The 16,744-nt window shown below is 74.4% G+C and carries 19 protein-coding genes and 1 pseudogene; 11 read left to right on the forward strand and 9 right to left on the reverse strand.

The genetic code is table 11. The annotated features are described in order from the left end of the window. Positions 1 to 216, forward strand: a pseudogene (locus ACFV4N_RS27375) (IS5/IS1182 family transposase); the annotation flags it as partial. Between the two features lie 65 nt (positions 217 to 281). Here ACFV4N_RS27375 and ACFV4N_RS27380 read toward each other — a convergent pair. Next, a complete protein-coding gene (locus ACFV4N_RS27380) occupies positions 282 to 1,154 on the reverse strand; it encodes a LysR family transcriptional regulator (RefSeq protein ID WP_499675471.1) in 873 nt (290 codons plus the stop codon). Between the two features lie 84 nt (positions 1,155 to 1,238). Here ACFV4N_RS27380 and ACFV4N_RS27385 point away from each other — a divergent pair, with 84 nt between their 5' ends. Continuing rightward, positions 1,239 to 1,964 (forward strand): SDR family oxidoreductase, encoded by a 726-nt coding sequence (locus ACFV4N_RS27385; protein ID WP_499675472.1) that lies wholly within the window; start codon positions 1,239 to 1,241, stop codon positions 1,962 to 1,964. A 106-nt stretch (positions 1,965 to 2,070) separates the two neighbouring features. On the opposite strand, the gene ACFV4N_RS27390 is transcribed toward ACFV4N_RS27385, so the two are convergent. Then, positions 2,071 to 3,180, reverse strand: coding sequence for a TIGR03364 family FAD-dependent oxidoreductase (locus ACFV4N_RS27390; RefSeq protein ID WP_499675473.1), 1,110 nt, complete (start codon positions 3,178 to 3,180; stop codon positions 2,071 to 2,073). A gap of 164 nt (positions 3,181 to 3,344) precedes the next feature. On the opposite strand from ACFV4N_RS27390, the gene ACFV4N_RS27395 reads away from it, so the two are divergent. Beyond that, positions 3,345 to 4,415, forward strand: coding sequence for a zinc-binding dehydrogenase (locus ACFV4N_RS27395; RefSeq protein WP_499675474.1), 1,071 nt, complete (start codon positions 3,345 to 3,347; stop codon positions 4,413 to 4,415). 86 nt (positions 4,416 to 4,501) lie between these two features. Here ACFV4N_RS27395 and ACFV4N_RS27400 read toward each other — a convergent pair whose 3' ends face one another. Next, positions 4,502 to 5,230, reverse strand: coding sequence for a GntR family transcriptional regulator (locus tag ACFV4N_RS27400; RefSeq protein WP_499675475.1), 729 nt, complete (start codon positions 5,228 to 5,230; stop codon positions 4,502 to 4,504). Between the two features lie 234 nt (positions 5,231 to 5,464). Between ACFV4N_RS27400 and ACFV4N_RS27405 the strand changes: the two genes are divergently transcribed. The 5 genes from ACFV4N_RS27405 to ACFV4N_RS27425 all read left to right on the forward strand — a co-directional run bounded on the left by ACFV4N_RS27405 (position 5,465) and on the right by ACFV4N_RS27425 (position 9,353). After that, entirely contained in the window at positions 5,465 to 6,364 is a 900-nt protein-coding gene (locus ACFV4N_RS27405; protein ID WP_499675476.1) for a phosphate/phosphite/phosphonate ABC transporter substrate-binding protein, read from the forward strand. Next, positions 6,364 to 7,065 carry a phosphonate ABC transporter ATP-binding protein gene (locus tag ACFV4N_RS27410; RefSeq protein WP_499675477.1) on the forward strand — a complete coding sequence of 234 codons (702 nt, stop codon included), beginning with the start codon at positions 6,364 to 6,366 and terminating at the stop codon, positions 7,063 to 7,065. The genes ACFV4N_RS27405 and ACFV4N_RS27410 overlap by 1 nt, the downstream gene beginning before the upstream one ends. Then, positions 7,062 to 7,895 (forward strand): phosphonate ABC transporter, permease protein PhnE, encoded by an 834-nt coding sequence (gene phnE, locus ACFV4N_RS27415; protein ID WP_499675478.1) that lies wholly within the window; start codon positions 7,062 to 7,064, stop codon positions 7,893 to 7,895. Before ACFV4N_RS27410 ends, phnE begins: the two co-directional genes overlap by 4 nt. Then, complete coding sequence (locus ACFV4N_RS27420; protein ID WP_499675479.1) at positions 7,892 to 8,539, forward strand: phosphonatase-like hydrolase; 648 nt, start codon at positions 7,892 to 7,894, stop codon at positions 8,537 to 8,539. Before phnE ends, ACFV4N_RS27420 begins: the two co-directional genes overlap by 4 nt. 124 nt (positions 8,540 to 8,663) lie before the next feature. Continuing rightward, the gene (locus ACFV4N_RS27425; RefSeq protein WP_499675480.1) at positions 8,664 to 9,353 is read left to right on the forward strand and encodes a TetR/AcrR family transcriptional regulator; all 690 of its coding nucleotides are present in this window, start codon (positions 8,664 to 8,666) and stop codon (positions 9,351 to 9,353) included. Here ACFV4N_RS27425 and ACFV4N_RS27430 read toward each other — a convergent pair. Next, on the reverse strand, positions 9,302 to 10,036 hold the full coding sequence (locus ACFV4N_RS27430; protein WP_499675481.1) for an SDR family NAD(P)-dependent oxidoreductase: 735 nt from the start codon (positions 10,034 to 10,036) through the stop codon (positions 9,302 to 9,304). The genes ACFV4N_RS27425 and ACFV4N_RS27430 overlap by 52 nt on opposite strands. A 314-nt stretch (positions 10,037 to 10,350) precedes the next feature. Here ACFV4N_RS27430 and ACFV4N_RS27435 point away from each other — a divergent pair, with 314 nt between their 5' ends. Beyond that, the gene (locus ACFV4N_RS27435; RefSeq protein ID WP_499675482.1) at positions 10,351 to 10,623 is read left to right on the forward strand and encodes a GlsB/YeaQ/YmgE family stress response membrane protein; all 273 of its coding nucleotides are present in this window, start codon (positions 10,351 to 10,353) and stop codon (positions 10,621 to 10,623) included. A 105-nt stretch (positions 10,624 to 10,728) separates the two neighbouring features. Here the strand turns inward: ACFV4N_RS27435 and ACFV4N_RS27440 are convergent, their stop codons facing one another. Both ACFV4N_RS27440 and ACFV4N_RS27445 read right to left on the reverse strand, forming a co-directional pair. Then, on the reverse strand, positions 10,729 to 11,331 hold the full coding sequence (locus ACFV4N_RS27440; protein ID WP_499675483.1) for a response regulator: 603 nt from the start codon (positions 11,329 to 11,331) through the stop codon (positions 10,729 to 10,731). Then, a complete protein-coding gene (locus ACFV4N_RS27445; protein WP_499675484.1) occupies positions 11,328 to 12,464 on the reverse strand; it encodes a sensor histidine kinase in 1,137 nt (378 codons plus the stop codon). Before ACFV4N_RS27445 ends, ACFV4N_RS27440 begins: the two co-directional genes overlap by 4 nt. Positions 12,465 to 12,689: 225 nt before the next feature. Between ACFV4N_RS27445 and ACFV4N_RS27450 the strand changes: the two genes are divergently transcribed. Together ACFV4N_RS27450 and ACFV4N_RS27455 are read left to right on the forward strand one after the other, a co-directional pair. Beyond that, positions 12,690 to 13,571 carry an ABC transporter ATP-binding protein gene (locus ACFV4N_RS27450; protein WP_499675485.1) on the forward strand — a complete coding sequence of 294 codons (882 nt, stop codon included), beginning with the start codon at positions 12,690 to 12,692 and terminating at the stop codon, positions 13,569 to 13,571. Positions 13,572 to 13,605: 34 nt separating this feature from the next. Continuing rightward, complete coding sequence (locus ACFV4N_RS27455) at positions 13,606 to 14,325, forward strand: ABC transporter permease (protein WP_499675486.1); 720 nt, start codon at positions 13,606 to 13,608, stop codon at positions 14,323 to 14,325. Between the two features lie 320 nt (positions 14,326 to 14,645). Here ACFV4N_RS27455 and ACFV4N_RS27460 read toward each other — a convergent pair whose 3' ends face one another. The 3 genes from ACFV4N_RS27460 to ACFV4N_RS27470 form a co-directional block, all read right to left on the reverse strand. After that, on the reverse strand, positions 14,646 to 15,485 hold the full coding sequence (locus ACFV4N_RS27460; protein WP_499675487.1) for an ABC transporter ATP-binding protein: 840 nt from the start codon (positions 15,483 to 15,485) through the stop codon (positions 14,646 to 14,648). Continuing rightward, positions 15,482 to 16,492 carry a FecCD family ABC transporter permease gene (locus ACFV4N_RS27465; RefSeq protein WP_499675488.1) on the reverse strand — a complete coding sequence of 337 codons (1,011 nt, stop codon included), beginning with the start codon at positions 16,490 to 16,492 and terminating at the stop codon, positions 15,482 to 15,484. The genes ACFV4N_RS27460 and ACFV4N_RS27465 overlap by 4 nt, the downstream gene beginning before the upstream one ends. Positions 16,493 to 16,566: 74 nt before the next feature. Next, positions 16,567 to 16,734: an iron chelate uptake ABC transporter family permease subunit gene (locus tag ACFV4N_RS27470; RefSeq protein WP_499675489.1), complete on the reverse strand. Its 168-nt coding sequence runs from the start codon at positions 16,732 to 16,734 to the stop codon at positions 16,567 to 16,569. Positions 16,735 to 16,744: the final 10 nt, after the last annotated feature.

Below are 16,744 nucleotides of genomic sequence, written 5' to 3' on the forward strand. Positions count from 1 at the left end.
CCGGAACGCCGTGACCAGCAGAACAACCGCAAACGCAAAGGCCGAACCGGCGGACGACCACCGGCCTTCGACCGCACCGCCTACAAACGCCGCAACGTGGTCGAACGCTGCTTCAACCGACTCAAGCAGTTCCGCGCCATCGCCACCCGCTTCGACAAGACCGCCACCTCCTACCGAGGCATGCTCGACCTGGCCACCCTGCTCATCTGGCTTTGAGGACAGGCCCTAGGTCGCCTGCGCCTCCGCGCCGCCGCCAGGACGCCCGCGCCCCCTCACCGCCCTCAGGACGCCCGCGCCTCCGCACCGCGCAGCCCGGCCGCCGAGCGGACGAGCGAGGCCACCGCCAGGGAGCGGCTGGCGGGCGGCCACGCGATCACCGTGGTGACCTCCGGCGCGTCCACGACGGGCACCGCGACGTGCTCGGGCCACTGCCAGGCGCGGCTGGAGGCGGGGATGACGAGCAGCGTCCTGCCGAGCGCCACGAGCTGGGCGAGCTGCGACTGGGTGCGCACCTCCGGCCCCGGTCCGTCCGGGTAGGACCCGTCGAGCCGGGGCCACCGGGCGATCGGCAGGTCCGGCACGTCGCGGACGTCCGCCATCGTGAGCCGGTCGCGCGCCGCGAGCGGGTGCCGCGCGGGCAGGATCGCGACCTGGCCCTCGACGTGGAGGTCCTCGGTGTCGAAGCCGGCGAGGTCGTCGAACGGGCGGTGCATGATCGCCACGTCGGCGTGCCCCGCGCGCAGCAGCCCCGCCTGCTCGCCGATCTCGCACAGCAGGACCTCGACCGGCGCCGCGCCGGGTTCGCCGCCCGCCGCGTCGAGGAGCCGCCGCAGCAGCTCGTGGGACGCGCCGGCCTTCGACGCGAGCACCAGCGGACGCCTCGGGTCGCCGGCGCGCCGCGTCCGGCGCGCGGCGGCGGCCACCGCGTCCAGGGCCGTCCCGGCCTCCCGGAGGAGCACCCGGCCGGCGTCGGTGAGCGCCACGCCGCGCCGGTCCCGGTCGAAGAGCTGGACGCCGAGCCGCCGCTCCAGTTGGCGGACCGCGCGCGAGAGCGGCGGCTGGGCGATCCCGAGCCGCTCGGCGGCGCGCCCGAAGTGCAGTTCCTCGGCGACGGCGACGAAGTACCGCAGTTCCCGGGTCTCGAGGTCGTCCACGGGTAACAGCCTACTGACTGATACCCGGCGGGTATCACAGCCGACCGATCCGGTGTTGGACGGCGGGCACGCGCCCCGCCGAGCATGGACCACGTGAACGACAAGAAGACCGCGCTGGTCACCGGCGCGAACAAGGGAATCGGTTTCGCCGTCGCGCGGGGTCTCGGTGCGATCGGTTTCACCGTCGCGGTGGGCGCCCGCGACGACGCCAGGCGCGAGGAAGCCGTCGAACGCCTGCGCGCCGAGGGCGTCGACGCGTTCGGGGTCGCCCTCGACGTCACCTCGGACGACAGCGCCGCCTCGGCGGCGAAGGTGATCGAGCGGGAGGCGGGGCGGCTCGACGTGCTCGTCAACAACGCGGGCATCGGCGGCGCGCTGGGCGGTGGCGCGCAGGACCCGACGACCCTCGACCTCGACGTCCTCCGCGCCGTCCTCGACACGAACGTGTTCGGGGTCGTCCGGGTGACGAACGCGGTGCTCCCGCTGCTCGACCGCGCGACCTCGCCGCGCGTGGTCAACGTGTCCAGCAACATGGGCTCGCTGGCGCTGCGCACCGGCCCGGTCCTGGCCGCGTACGCGCCGTCGAAGACGATGCTCAACAGCATCACGGTGCAGTACGCGCGCCGACTGGCCGACACGAAGGTCATCGTGAACGCCTGCTGCCCCGGCTACGTGGCGACGGACTTCACCGGCTTCGCCGGGTCGCGGACGCCGGAGCAGGGCGCCGCGGTCGTGCTCCGGCTCGCCACCCTGCCGGACGACGGGCCGCGCGGCGGCTTCTTCGACGACGGGGGCGTCGTGGCCTGGTGAACCCCGGAACGGAGAACTGATCGACAATCCGCTGCGACACCGCCTGCCGCACGATGCCGAGCCGCGCGGGCGCCCGTCCTCCGGCTCGACGGGCACGCGGCCGGGTTCAGGCGGGCGCGCCGAGCAGGTCGTCGAGGACGGTGGGCGCGAGGCCGAGGGCGGTGGTCATGCCGATGCCGGAGGTCACCGAGACCACCCGGGCGCCGGGGTGCGGTGCGGCGGTGAGGAACTCGCCCGGCGCGGAGGCGTAGACGCCGGTCCAGCGGCGGCGCACGGTCAGCTCCGGCACGCCGAGCAGGCGGGCGGCCTCGCGCAGCACCAGGTCGTCCACGTCCTCGTCCAGGAAGGGGTCGTGGGTGAGGGCGTAGTGGTGGGTGTCGCCGACGACGAGGTTGCCGTCGGGGCGTTGGGTGATCATCAGGTTCATCGCGACGTCGAGCAGTTCGGGGCGGTCGCGGGTGATGCGGGCGCGCACGTCGGCCGCGGCGGCGGTGCGGGCCAGGCCGGGGTAGCGCAGCATCGACAGCCCGGACAGGAGGGCCGGCGCGATGGCGTGGCCGCCCGGCGTGGCCACCTCGGCCATGCGCAGGCGGCAGCGCCGCAGGCCGGCCGCGTCGGCGAGGTCGGGCAGCAGGCGGTCGACGTCGTGGCCGATGGCGACCACGGCGGCGTCGGCGGCGAACGTGCCGCGCGTGGTGCGCACCGCGCCGGGTTCGACGCCGGTCACGGTGGCGCGCCAGTGGAACTCCACGCCCTGCCCGGCCAGCCAGGAGGCCAGGGCGGGCACGGCCTCGCGCGGGTCGACGCGCAGGTCCAGCGGCAGCAGGGCGCCGCCGAGCACGTCGTCGGCGAGCAGCGGGAGGTCGAGGTCGCGCCGCTCCAGCAGCCGCACGCCGTCCTCGCCCCGCGTGCGGGCGAACTCGTCGAGCACGGCCAGTTCGTCCTCGGCGCGGGCGAGCACGACGGTGCCCGCCTCCACCACCCCGAACCCCGCCCGCGGCGCGAGGTCGAGCCACGTGCGCCGCGCGACCCGGGCGAGGTCGAGCGCCCGCCCGTGCTGCGCGGTGGTGCAGATGTGCCCGAAGTTGCGCACCGACGCGCCCACGGCGCGCTCGTCGCGTTCCAGCACGACCACGCGCAGGCCGCGGCGCAGGCCCTCGACGGCGTGGGCCAGGCCGACGATGCCCGCGCCGACGATCACCAGAGTGGGTTTCACGCCGGCCACCCTGCGGGCGCGCGGTCCGGTCCACAAGGCATTCGGCCTAATTGTAGAGACAAGTTCGCACTCCGTTCACCTGGTTTCGCGCGTCGGAGGCAGCTGACTGTGACCTGGATATACAAGTCGTTGTCCACGGCAGGGCGGCGTGCGAGGGTGGCCGCATGAGTTCCGCGATCGCGCCCGGTGGCGCCGTCCCCGTCGGCTACGCCCGGTGGGGCGGTGTCGGCGAGCCCTTCACCCTGGTCTCCGCGATGACACCGCGCACGCCCGGACCGGGGGAGGTGCTGGTGCGGGTGGACCTGGCCACGGTGTGCGGCAGCGACCTGCACACCGTCGCCGGCAGGCGGTCCTCGCCGGTTCCCGCGGTGCTGGGGCACGAGCAGGTGGGCACCGTCCTGGCCGTGGGCGGGGGCGGCGCGCGGTGCGTGGACGGGTCGCCGGTGGCGCCCGGCACGCGGGTGGTGTGGTCGGTGACCGCGTCGTGCGGCGACTGCGACCGGTGCGGTCGGGGGCTGCCGCAGAAGTGCCGGCGGCTGCGCAAGTACGGGCACGAGCCGCTGGACGAGGCCGCGCCGCTCACCGGCGGGTTCGCCACGCACTGCGTTCTGCTGCCGGGCACGGCGATCGTGGCCGTGCCCGACGACCTGCCCGACGCCGTGGCCGCCCCCGCCTCCTGCGCCACCGCCACCGTGGCCGCCGTGGTCGCCGCCGCCGGTCCGCCGGCCGGGCGGCGCGTGCTGGTGACGGGGGCCGGGATGCTCGGCGTCACGGCCGTGGCGATGGCCGCGCAGGCCGGTGCGCACGTGATCGCGGTGGACCCGGACCCGGCGCGCCGCGCGCAGGCGCTGCGCTTCGGCGCGGCCGAGGTCGCCGACACCGCGCCCGACGAGGTGGACGTGGCGCTGGAGCTGTCCGGGAAACCTGCCGCGGTGGACGCCTGCCTGCGCGCGCTCGGCGTGGGCGGCACGCTGGTGCTGGCGGGGTCGGTGTCGCCGGGGGAGCCCGTGCCGCTGGACCCGGAGCGGGTGGTGCGCGGCCTGCACACCGTCGTCGGCGTGCACAACTACCGGCCGGCGGACCTCCGGGCGGCCGTCGACTTCCTGGCCGCGCACCACCGCGCCCGGCCGTTCGCCGAGCTGGTGGCGGGCGCGTTCGGGTTGGACGAGGTCGACGCCGCCTTCGCCGCGGCCCGGACCTCCGGGGCGATGCGGCAGGCCATCGTCCCCCGGTGAACCCCGCCCGGTGTAAACCCCGCCCGGTGTGAACCCCACCCGGTGTGAACCCCGCCCGGTGCGGACCCGTCCGGCCCCGCTCCCGGTCAGAGCGCCGCGCTGCGGGAGTTGCGGGTGTTGGTGACGGTCACCGTCGCCACGTCGGGCCGGTAGCGGTCGTCGGACCACTCGATCGGCGTGCCCGACGAGTCGGTGGTCAGGCGGCGCTCGCGCAGCAGCGGCGCGCCCTCGGGCACGTCGAGCAGGCGGGCGTCCAGCGGGTCGGCGGCGACGGCGTCGAAGGTGTGCCGGGCCGAGTGCAGGTCCACGCCGCGGTCCAGGAGCAGGGCGTAGATGGACCCGGCGTCGAGGTCGGCGTCGAGCAGGGGTCGCCCGACCGCCTCGACGTAGGTCATGCGCTCCAGCATCGCCGGCCGCCCGTCCAGCAGCCGCAACCGGACCAGTTGCACCACCACGTCGTCGGGGTCGACGCCCAGCACCGCCGCGACGGTGGGTTCGGGGCGGCGCAACGCGATCTCCTGCAACCGCTGGCCCGGTTCGTGCCCGGTGATCTCGGCGCGGCGGGTGAACGACAGGAACGACTCGAACGGCTGGGCCGGCACGGCGTCGAGCACCACCGCGCGTTTGCCCTGACCGCCGCCGATCAGCCCCTCCTCGCGCAGCGCGGACAGCGCCTGGCGGACCGGGCCGCGGGAGGCGGAGAACTCCTCGCACAGGCGCGCCTCGGACGGCAGCGCCTCGCCGACGGCGATCGCGCCGGCGCGGATGCGCCGCCGCAGCTCCGAGGCGATGACCCGGTGCAGGGGGATCGTCATGGCCTGACTGTACAAGTCGACCTCGCTGGGGAACCGAGCCGGTACGCCGCGTGAACGAGCGGCGACTTGTCGATACACATCTTGACGATGAGCCGAATCCGGGCCGCGTGGTCCTGCGCTGACCGGCAGGTGAACAGCCGGCGACTTGTCAATACAAGTCATTGACCCGGCTCCGGGGCGGCTGCGACCGTTCCGTCGAACCCCGTGAACCACCGCCCCACACCGGAGCCCACCGTGCCCGTCCGCCGTCTCGCCCTCGTGGCCGGCCTCGCCGCCGCCCTCACCCTCACCGCCTGCGGCGGTGACGCCGAGCAGGCGTCACCCACCTGCCCGAACGGCGCCATCCGCTTCGGCGTCGAGCCGTTCGAGGACCCCGCCCGCCTCACGCCGGCCGCCCGGGTCCTCGCCGACGCCCTGTCGAAGTCCCTGGGCTGCCCGGTCGAGCTCACCGTGACCGAGGACTACTCCGCCGAGGTCCTGGCCATGCAGAACGGCCGGCTCGACCTCGGCATCTTCGGCCCGCTGGGCTACGTCTTCGCCAGCCAGCGCGCCAAGGCCGAGGCGATCGCCTCGTTCGGCGAGTCCGACGGGGAGCTGTCCGGCTACACCGCCGGCATTTGGGTGCCCGCCGACTCCGACATCACCGCCGTCGAGCAGCTCCGCGGCCGCTCGCTGGCCCTGGGCTCGGTCGGCTCGACCTCCGGCGACGCCCTGCCCCGCAAGGCCCTCAAGGACGCCGGCGTCGCCGAGTCCGACGTGCGGATCAACTACGCGGGCGGTCACCCCGAGGCGCTGCTCGCCCTGGTGAACGGTTCCATCGACGCCGCCGAGATCAACTCCCAGCAGTTGGCGAGCGCCACCGCGGCGGGCACCTTCGACCCGTCGCGCTTCCGCCGCGTGTGGACCTCCGAGCCGATCCCGAACGACCCGATCACGGTGCGCGGCGACCTGCCCCAGGAGTTCAAGACCGCCGTCAAGGACGCCCTGCTGGGGCTGCCGGCGGACGCGGTCGCCGAGATCGGCGCCCTGCTCGACGTCGACCCGCCCGGCCCGCTCGTCGCCGTCGACAGGTCCACCTACCAGCCGTTGTTCGACCTCGCCGAGACCATGGGCCTGACCGAGGAGGACGCCTGATGCTCGCGCTCACGGACATCACCGTCCGCTACGGGGAGCGGCCCGTCCTGCGCGGCGTGGACGTCGCCGTCGCCCGCGGCGAGCTGCTGGCCGTGCTCGGCGCCAACGGCTCGGGCAAGTCGACGCTGCTGCGCGCCGCCGCCGGGCTCGTGCCGGTCGAGGCGGGCCGGGTGACCGTCGACGGGCGGCCCCGCGACCGGCTCGACCTGGCCCTGGTGTTCCAGCGCATCCACCTCGTGCGCCGCCGCACGGTGCTGGACAACGTGTGCGCCGGCGCGCTGGGCCGCCTGCCGCTGCGCTCCTCCCTGCTCGGGTTCCCGCGCGAGGTGCGGGAGGAGGCCATGGCCTGCCTGGACCGGGTCGGCCTGGCCGACCGCGCCCACGACCGCGCCGGCAGCCTGTCCGGCGGCCAGCAGCAGCGCGTCGCCGTGGCGCGGGCGCTGTGCCAACGCCCCCGCGTGGTGCTGGCCGACGAGCCCGTCTCCGCCCTGGACCCGGCGGCGTCCGAGCAGGTGCTCGCGCTGCTCGCCGACCTGGCCCACCTCGAAGGGCTCGCGGTGCTCGCCGTGCTGCACCAGCCCGCGCTCGCCGCCCGCCACGCCGACCGCGTGGTGGGGCTGCGCGACGGGCGCGTGGTCCTCGACGGCGCGCCCGACCAGCCCGTCGACTCCCTCTACCAGGTCCTGGAGGCCGTGTCATGACCGCGGTGGACGGCGCGCGCCGACTGCCGGTGCCGCCGAAACCCCGTCGCCCCAAGGCATTGGCCCTCGGCTGGGCGCTCACCGCGCTCGTCGTCGCGGTCCACGTCGTCGCCTGGGACGCCACCGACGTCTCCTTCGGCGCGCTCGCCGACGGGTGGCGCGGCATGGCCGACTTCCTCGGCGAGGCCGTGCCGCCGGACCTGTCCTGGCAGGTGCTGGGCCCCAGCCTGGAAGCGGCGCTGGTCACCCTGTGGATCGGCCTGCTGGGCACCACCCTGTCCATCCCGTTCTCGCTCGCCCTGGCGCTGCTCGCCGCACGTGGCACCGCGCCCTCTGCCTGGGCCTACCAGGCGTCCCGCTCGGTGCTGTCGTTCCTGCGCGCCGTGCCCGACGTGGTGTTCGCGCTGATCTTCGTGACGGCCGTCGGCCTCGGCCCGTTCCCCGGCGTGCTGGCGCTGGTGTGCCACAACGTCGGCGTCATGGGCAAGCTGTGGGCCGAAGCCCTGGAGGACGCCGACCCGGGCCCGTCGCTGGCCCTGCGCACGGCGGGCGCCGGCCGCGTCCAGGTCGCCGCCCACGCCCTGCTGCCGTCCGTGCGGCCGCAACTGGCCGGCCTGCTGATGTACCGCTTCGACGTCAACGTGCGCTCGTCGCTGGTGCTCGGCCTCGTCGGCGCGGGCGGCATCGGCTTCCTGATCAACCAGTCCATCAAGCTGTTCAAGTTCGACGAGATGCTCACGCACATCCTCGTGGTCGTGGTGCTCGTCGTCGCCGTGGACCGGCTCTCCGCCGCCGTCCGCCGCCGACTGTCCGAAGGGGACCACGCATGATCACCCTGGCCGCGCTCGACATCGCCGGCACCACGGTGGACGAAGGCGGCGCGGTGTACCGCGTCCTGTCCTCCGTCGTCGCCGACCACGGCGCGACCGACGCCGACGTCCGCCCCTGGATGGGCGCGGACAAGCGCGAAGCCCTCGCCACCCTCACCGGCGACCACGACGCCGTGGAGGAGCTGCACGCCGAGTTCGTCACCCGCCTGCGCGCCGCCTACGCCGCCTCGCCCCCGGTCCCGCTGCCCGGCGTGCCCGAGGCGCTGGCCGCGCTGCGCGCGTCCGGCGTGAGCGTGGTGCTGACCACCGGTTTCGACCGCCAGGTCACCGACCCCCTGCTGGAGGCGGTCGGGTGGCGCGTCGGCGAGCACCTCGACGGCGTCGTGTGCGCCTCCGAGGTCGCCGGCGGCCGCCCCCGACCGCACATGATCCACCGCGCGATGGAGCTGACCGGCGTCACCGACCCCGCGCGCGTCCTGACCGCGGGCGACACCGCGCTCGACGTGCGCGCCGGCCTCGCCGCCCGCGCGGGCGTCGTGGCGGCCGTCCTCACCGGGGCCCAGACCCGCGCCGAACTGGAGGCCGAGCGCCCCACGCACGTCCTGGCGGGGGTGCGCGACCTCCCGGCCCTGCTCGCCGGGTGACCCGGCCGACCCGGCGGCGCCGCGGGCGGACCCGGCCGACCCGGGAGCGCCGCGGCGGACCCGGCCGCCGGGTCGGTGCCGGCGAGTTCTGGCCTGGCCGGTCAAGAACCCGTACCATCGTGCCGTGCCACGGCCCCGGGAGTTCGACGAGGACCGCGTCGTCGCGGCGATCCGCCAGGAATTCTGGGACAAGGGCTACGCGGCGACGTCGCTGGACGACCTCATGCGCGTCAGCGGTCTGGGCAAGGGCAGCCTGTACGGGGCTTTCGGCGACAAGCGGAACCTGTTCCTGCGGGTGCTGCGCGAGTACGACGACGCCAACGACCGGATGCTCCGCGAGCGGCTGGCGTCCGTGCCGCGGGGCATCGACCTCGTGCGCGAGTTCGTGCGAGGTCCGAGTTGCGACCCCACCGGGGCATCCGCCCGGCGCGGGTGCCTCCTGGCCAACAGCACGGCCGAGCTGGCGGCGAGCGTGCCGGACGTCGCGGCCGAGGCCCGGCGCAGTTACGACGCGACGGCCCGGGTCCTGGCGGAGGCGATCGAGCGCGCCCGGCGCGAGGGCGACGTGGATCCCGACGTGGACGTGGACCGGGTCGCCTACGCGGTCCTCGCCGCCCAGCTCGGCGTGGTCGCGCTCGGGCGGACGGGCATGGGCGTGGACGCGCTCGCCGCCGTGGCCGAGTCCGCCCTGGCGCGACTGCTGCCCCCGCCGCGACGCCGGGCGGTGCCCGACGGGTCACCGGACGACGGCGCGGGAGGGCGTCAGACCCGCGCGACGCCCCCGTCGACGTCCAGCTCGGAGCCGTTGACGTAGCCCGAGGCGTCCGAGGCCAGGAACACGGCGGCCGCGGCGATCTCCTCGGGTGTGCCGAGCCGGCCCAGGGGGATGGTCCCCCTGGCCTGTTCCCGGGCCTCCGCGGGGACGAGGTCGAGCATGCCCGGGGTGGGGACCATGCCCGGCGAGAGCACGTTGACCCGGAAGCCGTACCGGAGCGAGCTGTGCGCCCAACCCCGGGCCAGGTTGTGCACCGCGGCCTTCGTCGCCCCGTAGACCTCGAGACCGCGTTGGGGGCGGGTCGCGGCGATCGAGCCGGTCAGGATGACGGAGGCGCCCGGGCGCAGCAGCGGCAACGCCTTCTGGACGGTGAAGATCGTCCCCTTGACGTTGGTGGCGAACAGGGCGTCGACCTGCTCCTCGGTGATCTCGCCCAGTGCGGCCTCGATGCCGATGCCGGCGTTGGCGACCACGACGTCGACGTGCCCGGCCTGCTCGCGGACGGTCTCGTAGAGGGCGTCGAGGTCGGCGGGCACGGACGAGTCGCAGACCACGGCGGTCACCTCCTCGCCGAGTTCGGCGACGGCCGCGTCGAGCGCTCCCTCGCGGCGGCCGGTGATGAACACCCTCGCGCCCTCGTCGCGGAACGCCCGTGCGATCGCGAGCCCGATGCCGCTGCTGCCGCCGGTGACCACGGCGACCTTGCCCTTCAGGACGGCCACGCCGCCCACCTCCCGGAGTTATGGACTGGAACGTCCATAACCCTGCCTGATCTGGACCGAGCAGTCAATAAAGGTGGCGCGCGTGTCCCAGGGCCGTCGCCGACGACCGCGAACCGCTCGTCGCGCGCTTCGGGGAATCCGGGAGAAATGCCTGGTAGGAGCCGGTCGGTCACCCGCCGGCGGTGGTGGGCGCGGTGCGGCTCGCTGTGATCCACCCGACACGGGTGTGAAATCCGGTTGAGGTGGGCATCCCGGTGTCGCCAACGATCACGCCGCATCGCAGAGTCGGCGTGGCACGAGGACAAGGAAGCACCGTGGGCATCCTGGGTTGGATCATTCTGGGTCTCGTCGCCGGCGCCATCGCGAAGGCCATCATGCCCGGCCGGGACCCGGGCGGCATCATCATCACCATGCTGCTGGGCATCGTGGGCGCCATCCTCGGCGGCTTCATCGGCCGAGCGATCTTCGGCTCCGACATCGGCAGCTTCTTCGACCTGAGCACGTGGCTGCTGGCCATCCTCGGCTCCATCGTGGTGCTGGCCATCTACCACCTGGTCACCAGCCGGGGCCACCGCGCTCACAGCTGACGCGACGCCACCGAACCACTCGGGCCCGCCGGTTCCCACCGGCGGGCCCGACGGCGTTGTGGGACGGGAACGGCGGCCGGGGGCGGAGGGGCGACTCCCCGGGCCTCACAGCCAGTCGTGTTCGCGCGCGTACCGGGCGGCTTCGTGCCGCGTCCGGGTCTGGGTCTTCTGCATCGCGTTGGACAGGTAGTTGCGGACGGTGCCCTCCGCGAGGTGCAGCCGGCCCGCGATGTCGGCGACCGAGTAGCCGTCGCGGGTGGCGCGCAGCACGTCGAGTTCCCGGTCGGTGAGCGGGCAGTCGTCGACGACGGCCAGCGCCGACACGTCCGGGTCGATCCAGCGCTTGCCGGCGTGCAGGGTGGCGATGACGGCGACGATGTGCGCCGGTTCGGCCGACTTGCTGACGAAGCCCTGGACGCCGAGCTTGAGGGCCTTGCGGAGCACCCCGGGTTTGGCGTGCCGGGTGAGCATGAGGATGACCTGGTCGGGCCGGGTGCGGCGGATCTCCGCCACCGCGCCGAGACCGTCCACACCGGGCATCTCCAGGTCGATGACGAGCACGTCGGGCCGGTGGCGCAGGGTGGCTTCGACGGCGGTCGCCCCGTCGGCCGCCTCGGCGAGCACGGTGATCTCGCCTTCGAGCGGGAGCAGCGCGGCCAGGGCCTTGCGGAGCAGGACCTCGTCGTCGGCGAGCACCACCGTGGTCATCGGTCCTCCCGGGCCGCGGGGCGGAACGCCGCGGCCGTGACGAACCGGCCGTCCGCCTGCTCGACCGCCAGCTCGCCCCCGTGGGCGGCGACGCGCTGCCGCAGCGCGGCCAGCCCCCGGAGCTCGGGCGGCGGCGTGCGCGGCGCGCCGTCGTTGACGATGGTGATGCTCGACGCCGACAGGGTGATCCGCACCCGCGTCGCCTGGGCGTGGCGCAGGACGTTGGTGGTCGTCTCGCGGAGGACCAGGCCGAGCAGTTCGCCCGCGCCCGGCTCGACGTCCCCTTCGCGGTCGACGCGCACGTGGATGCCCGCGGCCTCGAAGAGGTTCCGCGCGTTCTCCAGCTCGGCGGAGAGGTTGAGCCGCCGCTGCGCGTAGGCGAGTTCCTTGGTCTGCGTGATGGTGTCGCTGACCAGGGCGTGGATCTCCCGCAGCTCCTGCTTGGCCCGCTCGGTGTCGCTGTCCACCAGCTTCCGGGCGAGCGCGGTCTTCAGCTTCACCACGTGCAGGGTGTGGCCCTGGATGTCGTGCAGGTCGCCGGCGAACCGGACGCGCTCGCGGATGACGGCCAGCTCCGCCTCCCGGTCCCGCGCCTCCTCCAGCTCGTCGACGACGTCGTAGAACCTCTTGTTGGGGAACATCAACCCGACCATCGCCGCGGTGACGCCGGTGGGCACGAGGACGAACCGGAACAGCACGTCGGACACGTCCTCGTGCGGCACCAGCAGCCGCGTCGCGCCCACCGCGCCGACGTAGGCGACGAGCGCGGCGGTGGCCGCGACCCGGCGGCGCGAGAGCTGGGGGATGACGTAGGAACCCACGCAGGCCACGCCGGTGAACGCCACCGGGCTGCCGACCACCAGCACGGCGAAGGGCCACACCGCCGCGACGACGACCAGGCAGGGGAGCGCGACGCGCAGCACGTCGCCCGCCGCCCACCGGCTGAAGGAGACCACGGCCGCGACCACGCCCGCGCCGAGGACGGCGGCCTCCCACCAGGTCCGGGCGTAGCTCGCCACCGAGATGGTCCCGGCGACGGCGAGCAGCGGGAGGAACATGGTGAGGTTGATCCTGCGCAGCTGCCACCGCGCCGGCTCGGTGTCGGCCGGGTCGCTCGGCGGTCTGCGTCGCATGTGGTTCTTCCTCCGGGCGGGGTTCCCCTGGGCAGGTTCCTCTGGGCAGGTTCCTTCTGGGCAGGTTCCCTCCGGGGTCGGCCGGCGGGTTCTGCCGCCCAGCATCGTGCCGACCGGTGGCGGGGCACCAGTGACACCACGTCACATCTTCCCCCGGGAAATGTCACGCGGCCCGATGACGTGGTCTCACTGCCGGTCTTCCCCCGGCGCCGGTGGAATCGGGGCATGACTTCGACACCCGTCATCGACGTGGACCGGCTCAACGTCGCGTACGGCGACTTCCACGCCGTCAAGGACCTGTCCTTCCAGGTGGGGCGGGGCGAGTTCTACGCCCTGCTCGGCACGAACGGCGCGGGCAAGACCTCGACCCTGGAGGCCGTCGAGGGCCACCGCGCGCCCACGTCGGGCACGGTGCGGGTGCTCGGCCACAGCCCGGCGGACCGGGCCGCCGTGCGGCCGCGGATGGGCATCATGCTCCAGGAGAGCGGGTTCTCGCCGGACCTGACCGTGGCGGAGTCCGTCCGGCTGATCGGCGACCTCACCCGGCGCGCCGACCGGGTCGAGCGGGTGCTCGGCGTCGTCGACCTCACCCGCAAGGCGAACACGAAGGTGTCCCAGCTGTCCGGCGGCGAGAAGCGGCGGCTGGACTTCGCCACCGCCGTGTACGGCGCACCGGAACTGGTGTTCCTGGACGAGCCGACGACCGGTTTGGACATCCAGTCCCGGGACGCGCTGTGGGACGCGGTGGACAGGCTGCGCGAGGACGGCTCGACCATCGTGCTCACCACGCACTACCTGGAGGAGGCGCAGCAGCGCGCCGACCGCATCGGCCTGATGCACCGGGGCGCCTTCCACCGGGAGGGCACCGTCGCGGAGCTGACCCGGACCCTGCCGGCCCGGATCCGCTTCGGCCTCCCGCCCTCCGCGACCGAGGCGCCGGCGGGCGCCGTGCGCGAGGGCGACGGGACGTTCCTCGTCGAGACCTTCGCCCTCCAGGAGGACCTGTTCGCCCTGCTGCGGTGGGCGCGGGACCACGAGGTGGAGCTGCGCGCCCTCCAGGCGGGCCCGACCCGGCTCGACGACGTCTTCCGCGCCATCGACGGCTGAACGACCACACCCGATCCCAGGAGGGAACCCCGTCATGCTCTCGATCGCTCGTGGCGAGCTGATCCAGGTCTTCCGCAACCGGTCGGTGCTGATCAACAGCTTCGTGGTGCCGGTCGTGGTCAGCGCGTTCTTCATCCACCAGCACGAGGTCTTCGCGGCGCTCGGCAGCCTCGGCTACATCGCCGCGATCGTGCTGTTCACCGTGGGCGCGTTCGGCCTCTACACCAGCGCGGTGACCACGCTGGCCTCGCGCAGGCAGAACCTGTTCCTCAAGCGCCTGCGCTCCACGGCGGCTGGCGACGCCGGCATCCTGGCCGGGCTGGTGCTGCCGGTCACCGCCCTCTCGCTGGTGCAGGTGACCGTGATCCTGACCGTGCTGGGCGCGGTCACCGGCCCGCCGGACGACGCCGGCCTGCTCGCGGTGGCCGTCCTGGCGACGGTGGCCATGATGGTCGGGCTGGGTCTGGCCACCGCCGGCCTGACCAACTCCCCGGAGCACGCCCAGGTCACCACCCTGCCCGTCAGCCTCGGCGCCATCGCCGTCGCCACCTGGGTCGGCATCACCGGCACCGAGGAGCTGACCCTGCTCAAGCGGCTGCTGCCCGGCGGCTCGGCCACCGAACTGGCCGTCAACGCCTGGGACGGCGGCGTCGCCCTCACCGACTCGCTGCTCCTGCTCGCGCCCACCCTGGCCTGGGTCGTCGTCGCCGTCGCCCTGGCCTCCCGGCTCTTCCGCTGGGAGCCCCGCCGATGAGGGGCGCGACGCGCGGGCTCCTCCTGGCCGCCCTCCTCGCCACCGCGACCACCCCGGCGACGGTGCGGTTCGTCGGCGACGGCGTGGCTGCTGCCGCACATCACCACGGCCAACACGGCGTGCGACGTGGACCGGACCCGCGAGGCGCCGGGCGAGGCGGAGGTGTCCTGCTCCGGCACCTCCTACGGCACCTAACCCGGGTTCGGTCTGCACCACGATGTTCCCGGACCACGGCGACCGGTCCCTGCTCGACAGCGCCACCGGCCCCGGCGAACGCCCCCGGCACGACCTCGCCTGCCCGGCCGAACCGGCCTGAGCGGTCACCGCGCCGGCGCCGCGCCCTCGGGGACGTCCTCGGCGGCGAGGGTGTGGTGCTTGCCCACCGGGAGCATGAGGGGCTTGCCGGAGACGGGGTCGACGATGATCCGGCAGTCGAGCCCGAAGGCGGCGCGCACGCCCTCCGCGGTGAGGACCTCCTCGGCGGTGCCCGCCGCGTGCAGGCCGCCGCCGGCGAGCGCGATGAGGTGGTCCGCGTAGCGCGCGGCCAGGTTGAGGTCGTGCAGCACCATGACGATGGTCGTGCCGCGCAGCCGGTTGAGGTCGGTCAGCAGGTCCAGGACCTCGATCTGGTGGCTCACGTCCAGGAACGTGGTGGGCTCGTCCAGCAGCAGCAGGTCGGTCTGCTGGGCGAGCACCATCGCGATCCAGACGCGCTGGCGCTGGCCGCCGGACAGCTCGTCCACGGAGCGGTCGGCCAGGTCCGCCGTCGCGGTCGCCTCCAAGGCCGCCGCCACGGCCGCGTCGTCCTCCCTGCTCCAGCGCGACAGGATGCCCTGGTGCGGGTGGCGTCCCCGGCCGACCAGCTCGGCGACCGTGATGCCCTCCGGGGCCAGCGGCGACTGGGGCAGCAGGCCCAGGGTGCGGGCCAGTTCCCTGGCGGGCGTGCGGTGGACGAGCTTGCCGTCCAGCAGCACCCGGCCCGACTTCGGGGCGAGCAGCCGGGACATCGAGCGCAGCAGGGTCGACTTGCCGCAGGCGTTCGCCCCGACGATCACCGTGATCTCGCCCGGCGGGATCACCAGGTCCAGCGAGGTGATGACCGCGCGGTCGCCGTAGCCGATGGTCAGCTCCTCCACCGCGAGCCTGTGGGTGGTGGTCACAGCGAGCCTCCGGCGCGGTTGGTGCGGATGATGAGGTAGATCAGGTACGGCGCGCCCAGCACCCCGGTGACGACGCCGACCGGGTACCGCGCGCCCAGCAGGAACTGGCCGGTGAAGTCGGCCACGAGCACCAGCAGCGCGCCGACCAGCGCCGCCGGGAGCACCAGCGACCCGCTCGGGCCCACCAGCCTGGCGGCGATCGGCCCGGACAGGAACGCGACGAAGGCGATCGGCCCGGTGGCCGCCGTCGCGAACGAGATCAGCCCGACCGCGCAGACGATCACGACGACCCTGGTGACGCCGAGGCGCACGCCCAGCGCCGAGGCGGCGTCGTCGCCGAGCCGCGTGGTGGCCAGCGCCCGGGTCTGGGCCAGCAGCAGCGGCCCGAGGACGAGCACCGCGCACAGGACCGGGACGACGTCCGACCACGCGACGCCGTTGAGGCTGCCGGTGAGCCACCGCAGCGCCTGCTGGAGGTCCCACTGGCCGGCACCGCTGAGCACCCAGTTGATGGCGCTGTCCAGCACGGCGGCGATCCCGATGCCGATCAGGATCAGCCGGGTGCCCGCGACACCGTCCCGGTAGGACAGCAGGTAGATGAGCAGCGCGACGCCGAGGCCCGCGACGATGGCGGCGACCTCGACGGCGGGGCCGGACAGCGAGAGCGTGACGATCGCGAACGCGGCGGCGGCACTGGCGCCCGCGCTGACCCCGATGACGTCCGGGCTGGCCAGCGGGTTGCGCAGCATGGTCTGGAAGGTCACGCCGCCGAGGCCGAAGGCGAGCCCGACGAGCGCCGCCAGCACCGTGCGCGGCAGCCGCAGGCGCCCGACCGTGAACGACGCGCCCGGCACCTGCTCGCCGAGGATCACGGCGAGCACGTCGCCCGGCGGGTAGGAGCGCTGGCCGACCATGAGCGACACCGCCATGGCCACCAGGACGAGCGCGGTGAGCAGCGCGACCACGAGGCGGCGCCGCCGGGCCTGGCGGACCCTCGTGCGGACCACGAGGGCGACGGTCGCGGGGGAGGCGGTCGCGGGAGAGGCGGTCGCGGGGGAAGCGGCGGCGGGCGTCGTGGCGTTCACAGTGCGCGGACCTTCTGCCGGCGGACGATCCAGATGAAGAACGGCGCGCCGACGAACGCGGTGATGATGCCGACGTCGATCTCCTCCGGCCGGGTCACGACGCGGCCGACGACGTCGGCGAACGTCAGCAGCACCGCGCCGCCCAGGGCGGAGGACGGGAGCAGCCAGCGGTGG

Origin of the sequence: Actinosynnema sp. NPDC059797 (assembly GCF_042732085.1) — a bacterium.
GTDB lineage: Bacteria > Actinomycetota > Actinomycetes > Mycobacteriales > Pseudonocardiaceae > Actinosynnema.

Coding starts and splice junctions, on each gene's coding strand:
- ACFV4N_RS27385 (WP_499675472.1), top strand. CDS start 1,239: ATGGACCACGTGAACGACAAGAAGACCGCGCTGGTCACCGGCGCGAAC.
- ACFV4N_RS27395 (WP_499675474.1), top strand. CDS start 3,345: ATGAGTTCCGCGATCGCGCCCGGTGGCGCCGTCCCCGTCGGCTACGCC.
- ACFV4N_RS27400 (WP_499675475.1), bottom strand. CDS start 5,230: ATGACGATCCCCCTGCACCGGGTCATCGCCTCGGAGCTGCGGCGGCGC.
- ACFV4N_RS27410 (WP_499675477.1), top strand. CDS start 6,364: ATGCTCGCGCTCACGGACATCACCGTCCGCTACGGGGAGCGGCCCGTC.
- phnE (WP_499675478.1), top strand. CDS start 7,062: ATGACCGCGGTGGACGGCGCGCGCCGACTGCCGGTGCCGCCGAAACCC.
- ACFV4N_RS27420 (WP_499675479.1), top strand. CDS start 7,892: ATGATCACCCTGGCCGCGCTCGACATCGCCGGCACCACGGTGGACGAA.
- ACFV4N_RS27440 (WP_499675483.1), bottom strand. CDS start 11,331: ATGACCACGGTGGTGCTCGCCGACGACGAGGTCCTGCTCCGCAAGGCC.
- ACFV4N_RS27445 (WP_499675484.1), bottom strand. CDS start 12,464: ATGCGACGCAGACCGCCGAGCGACCCGGCCGACACCGAGCCGGCGCGG.
- ACFV4N_RS27450 (WP_499675485.1), top strand. CDS start 12,690: ATGACTTCGACACCCGTCATCGACGTGGACCGGCTCAACGTCGCGTAC.
- ACFV4N_RS27455 (WP_499675486.1), top strand. CDS start 13,606: ATGCTCTCGATCGCTCGTGGCGAGCTGATCCAGGTCTTCCGCAACCGG.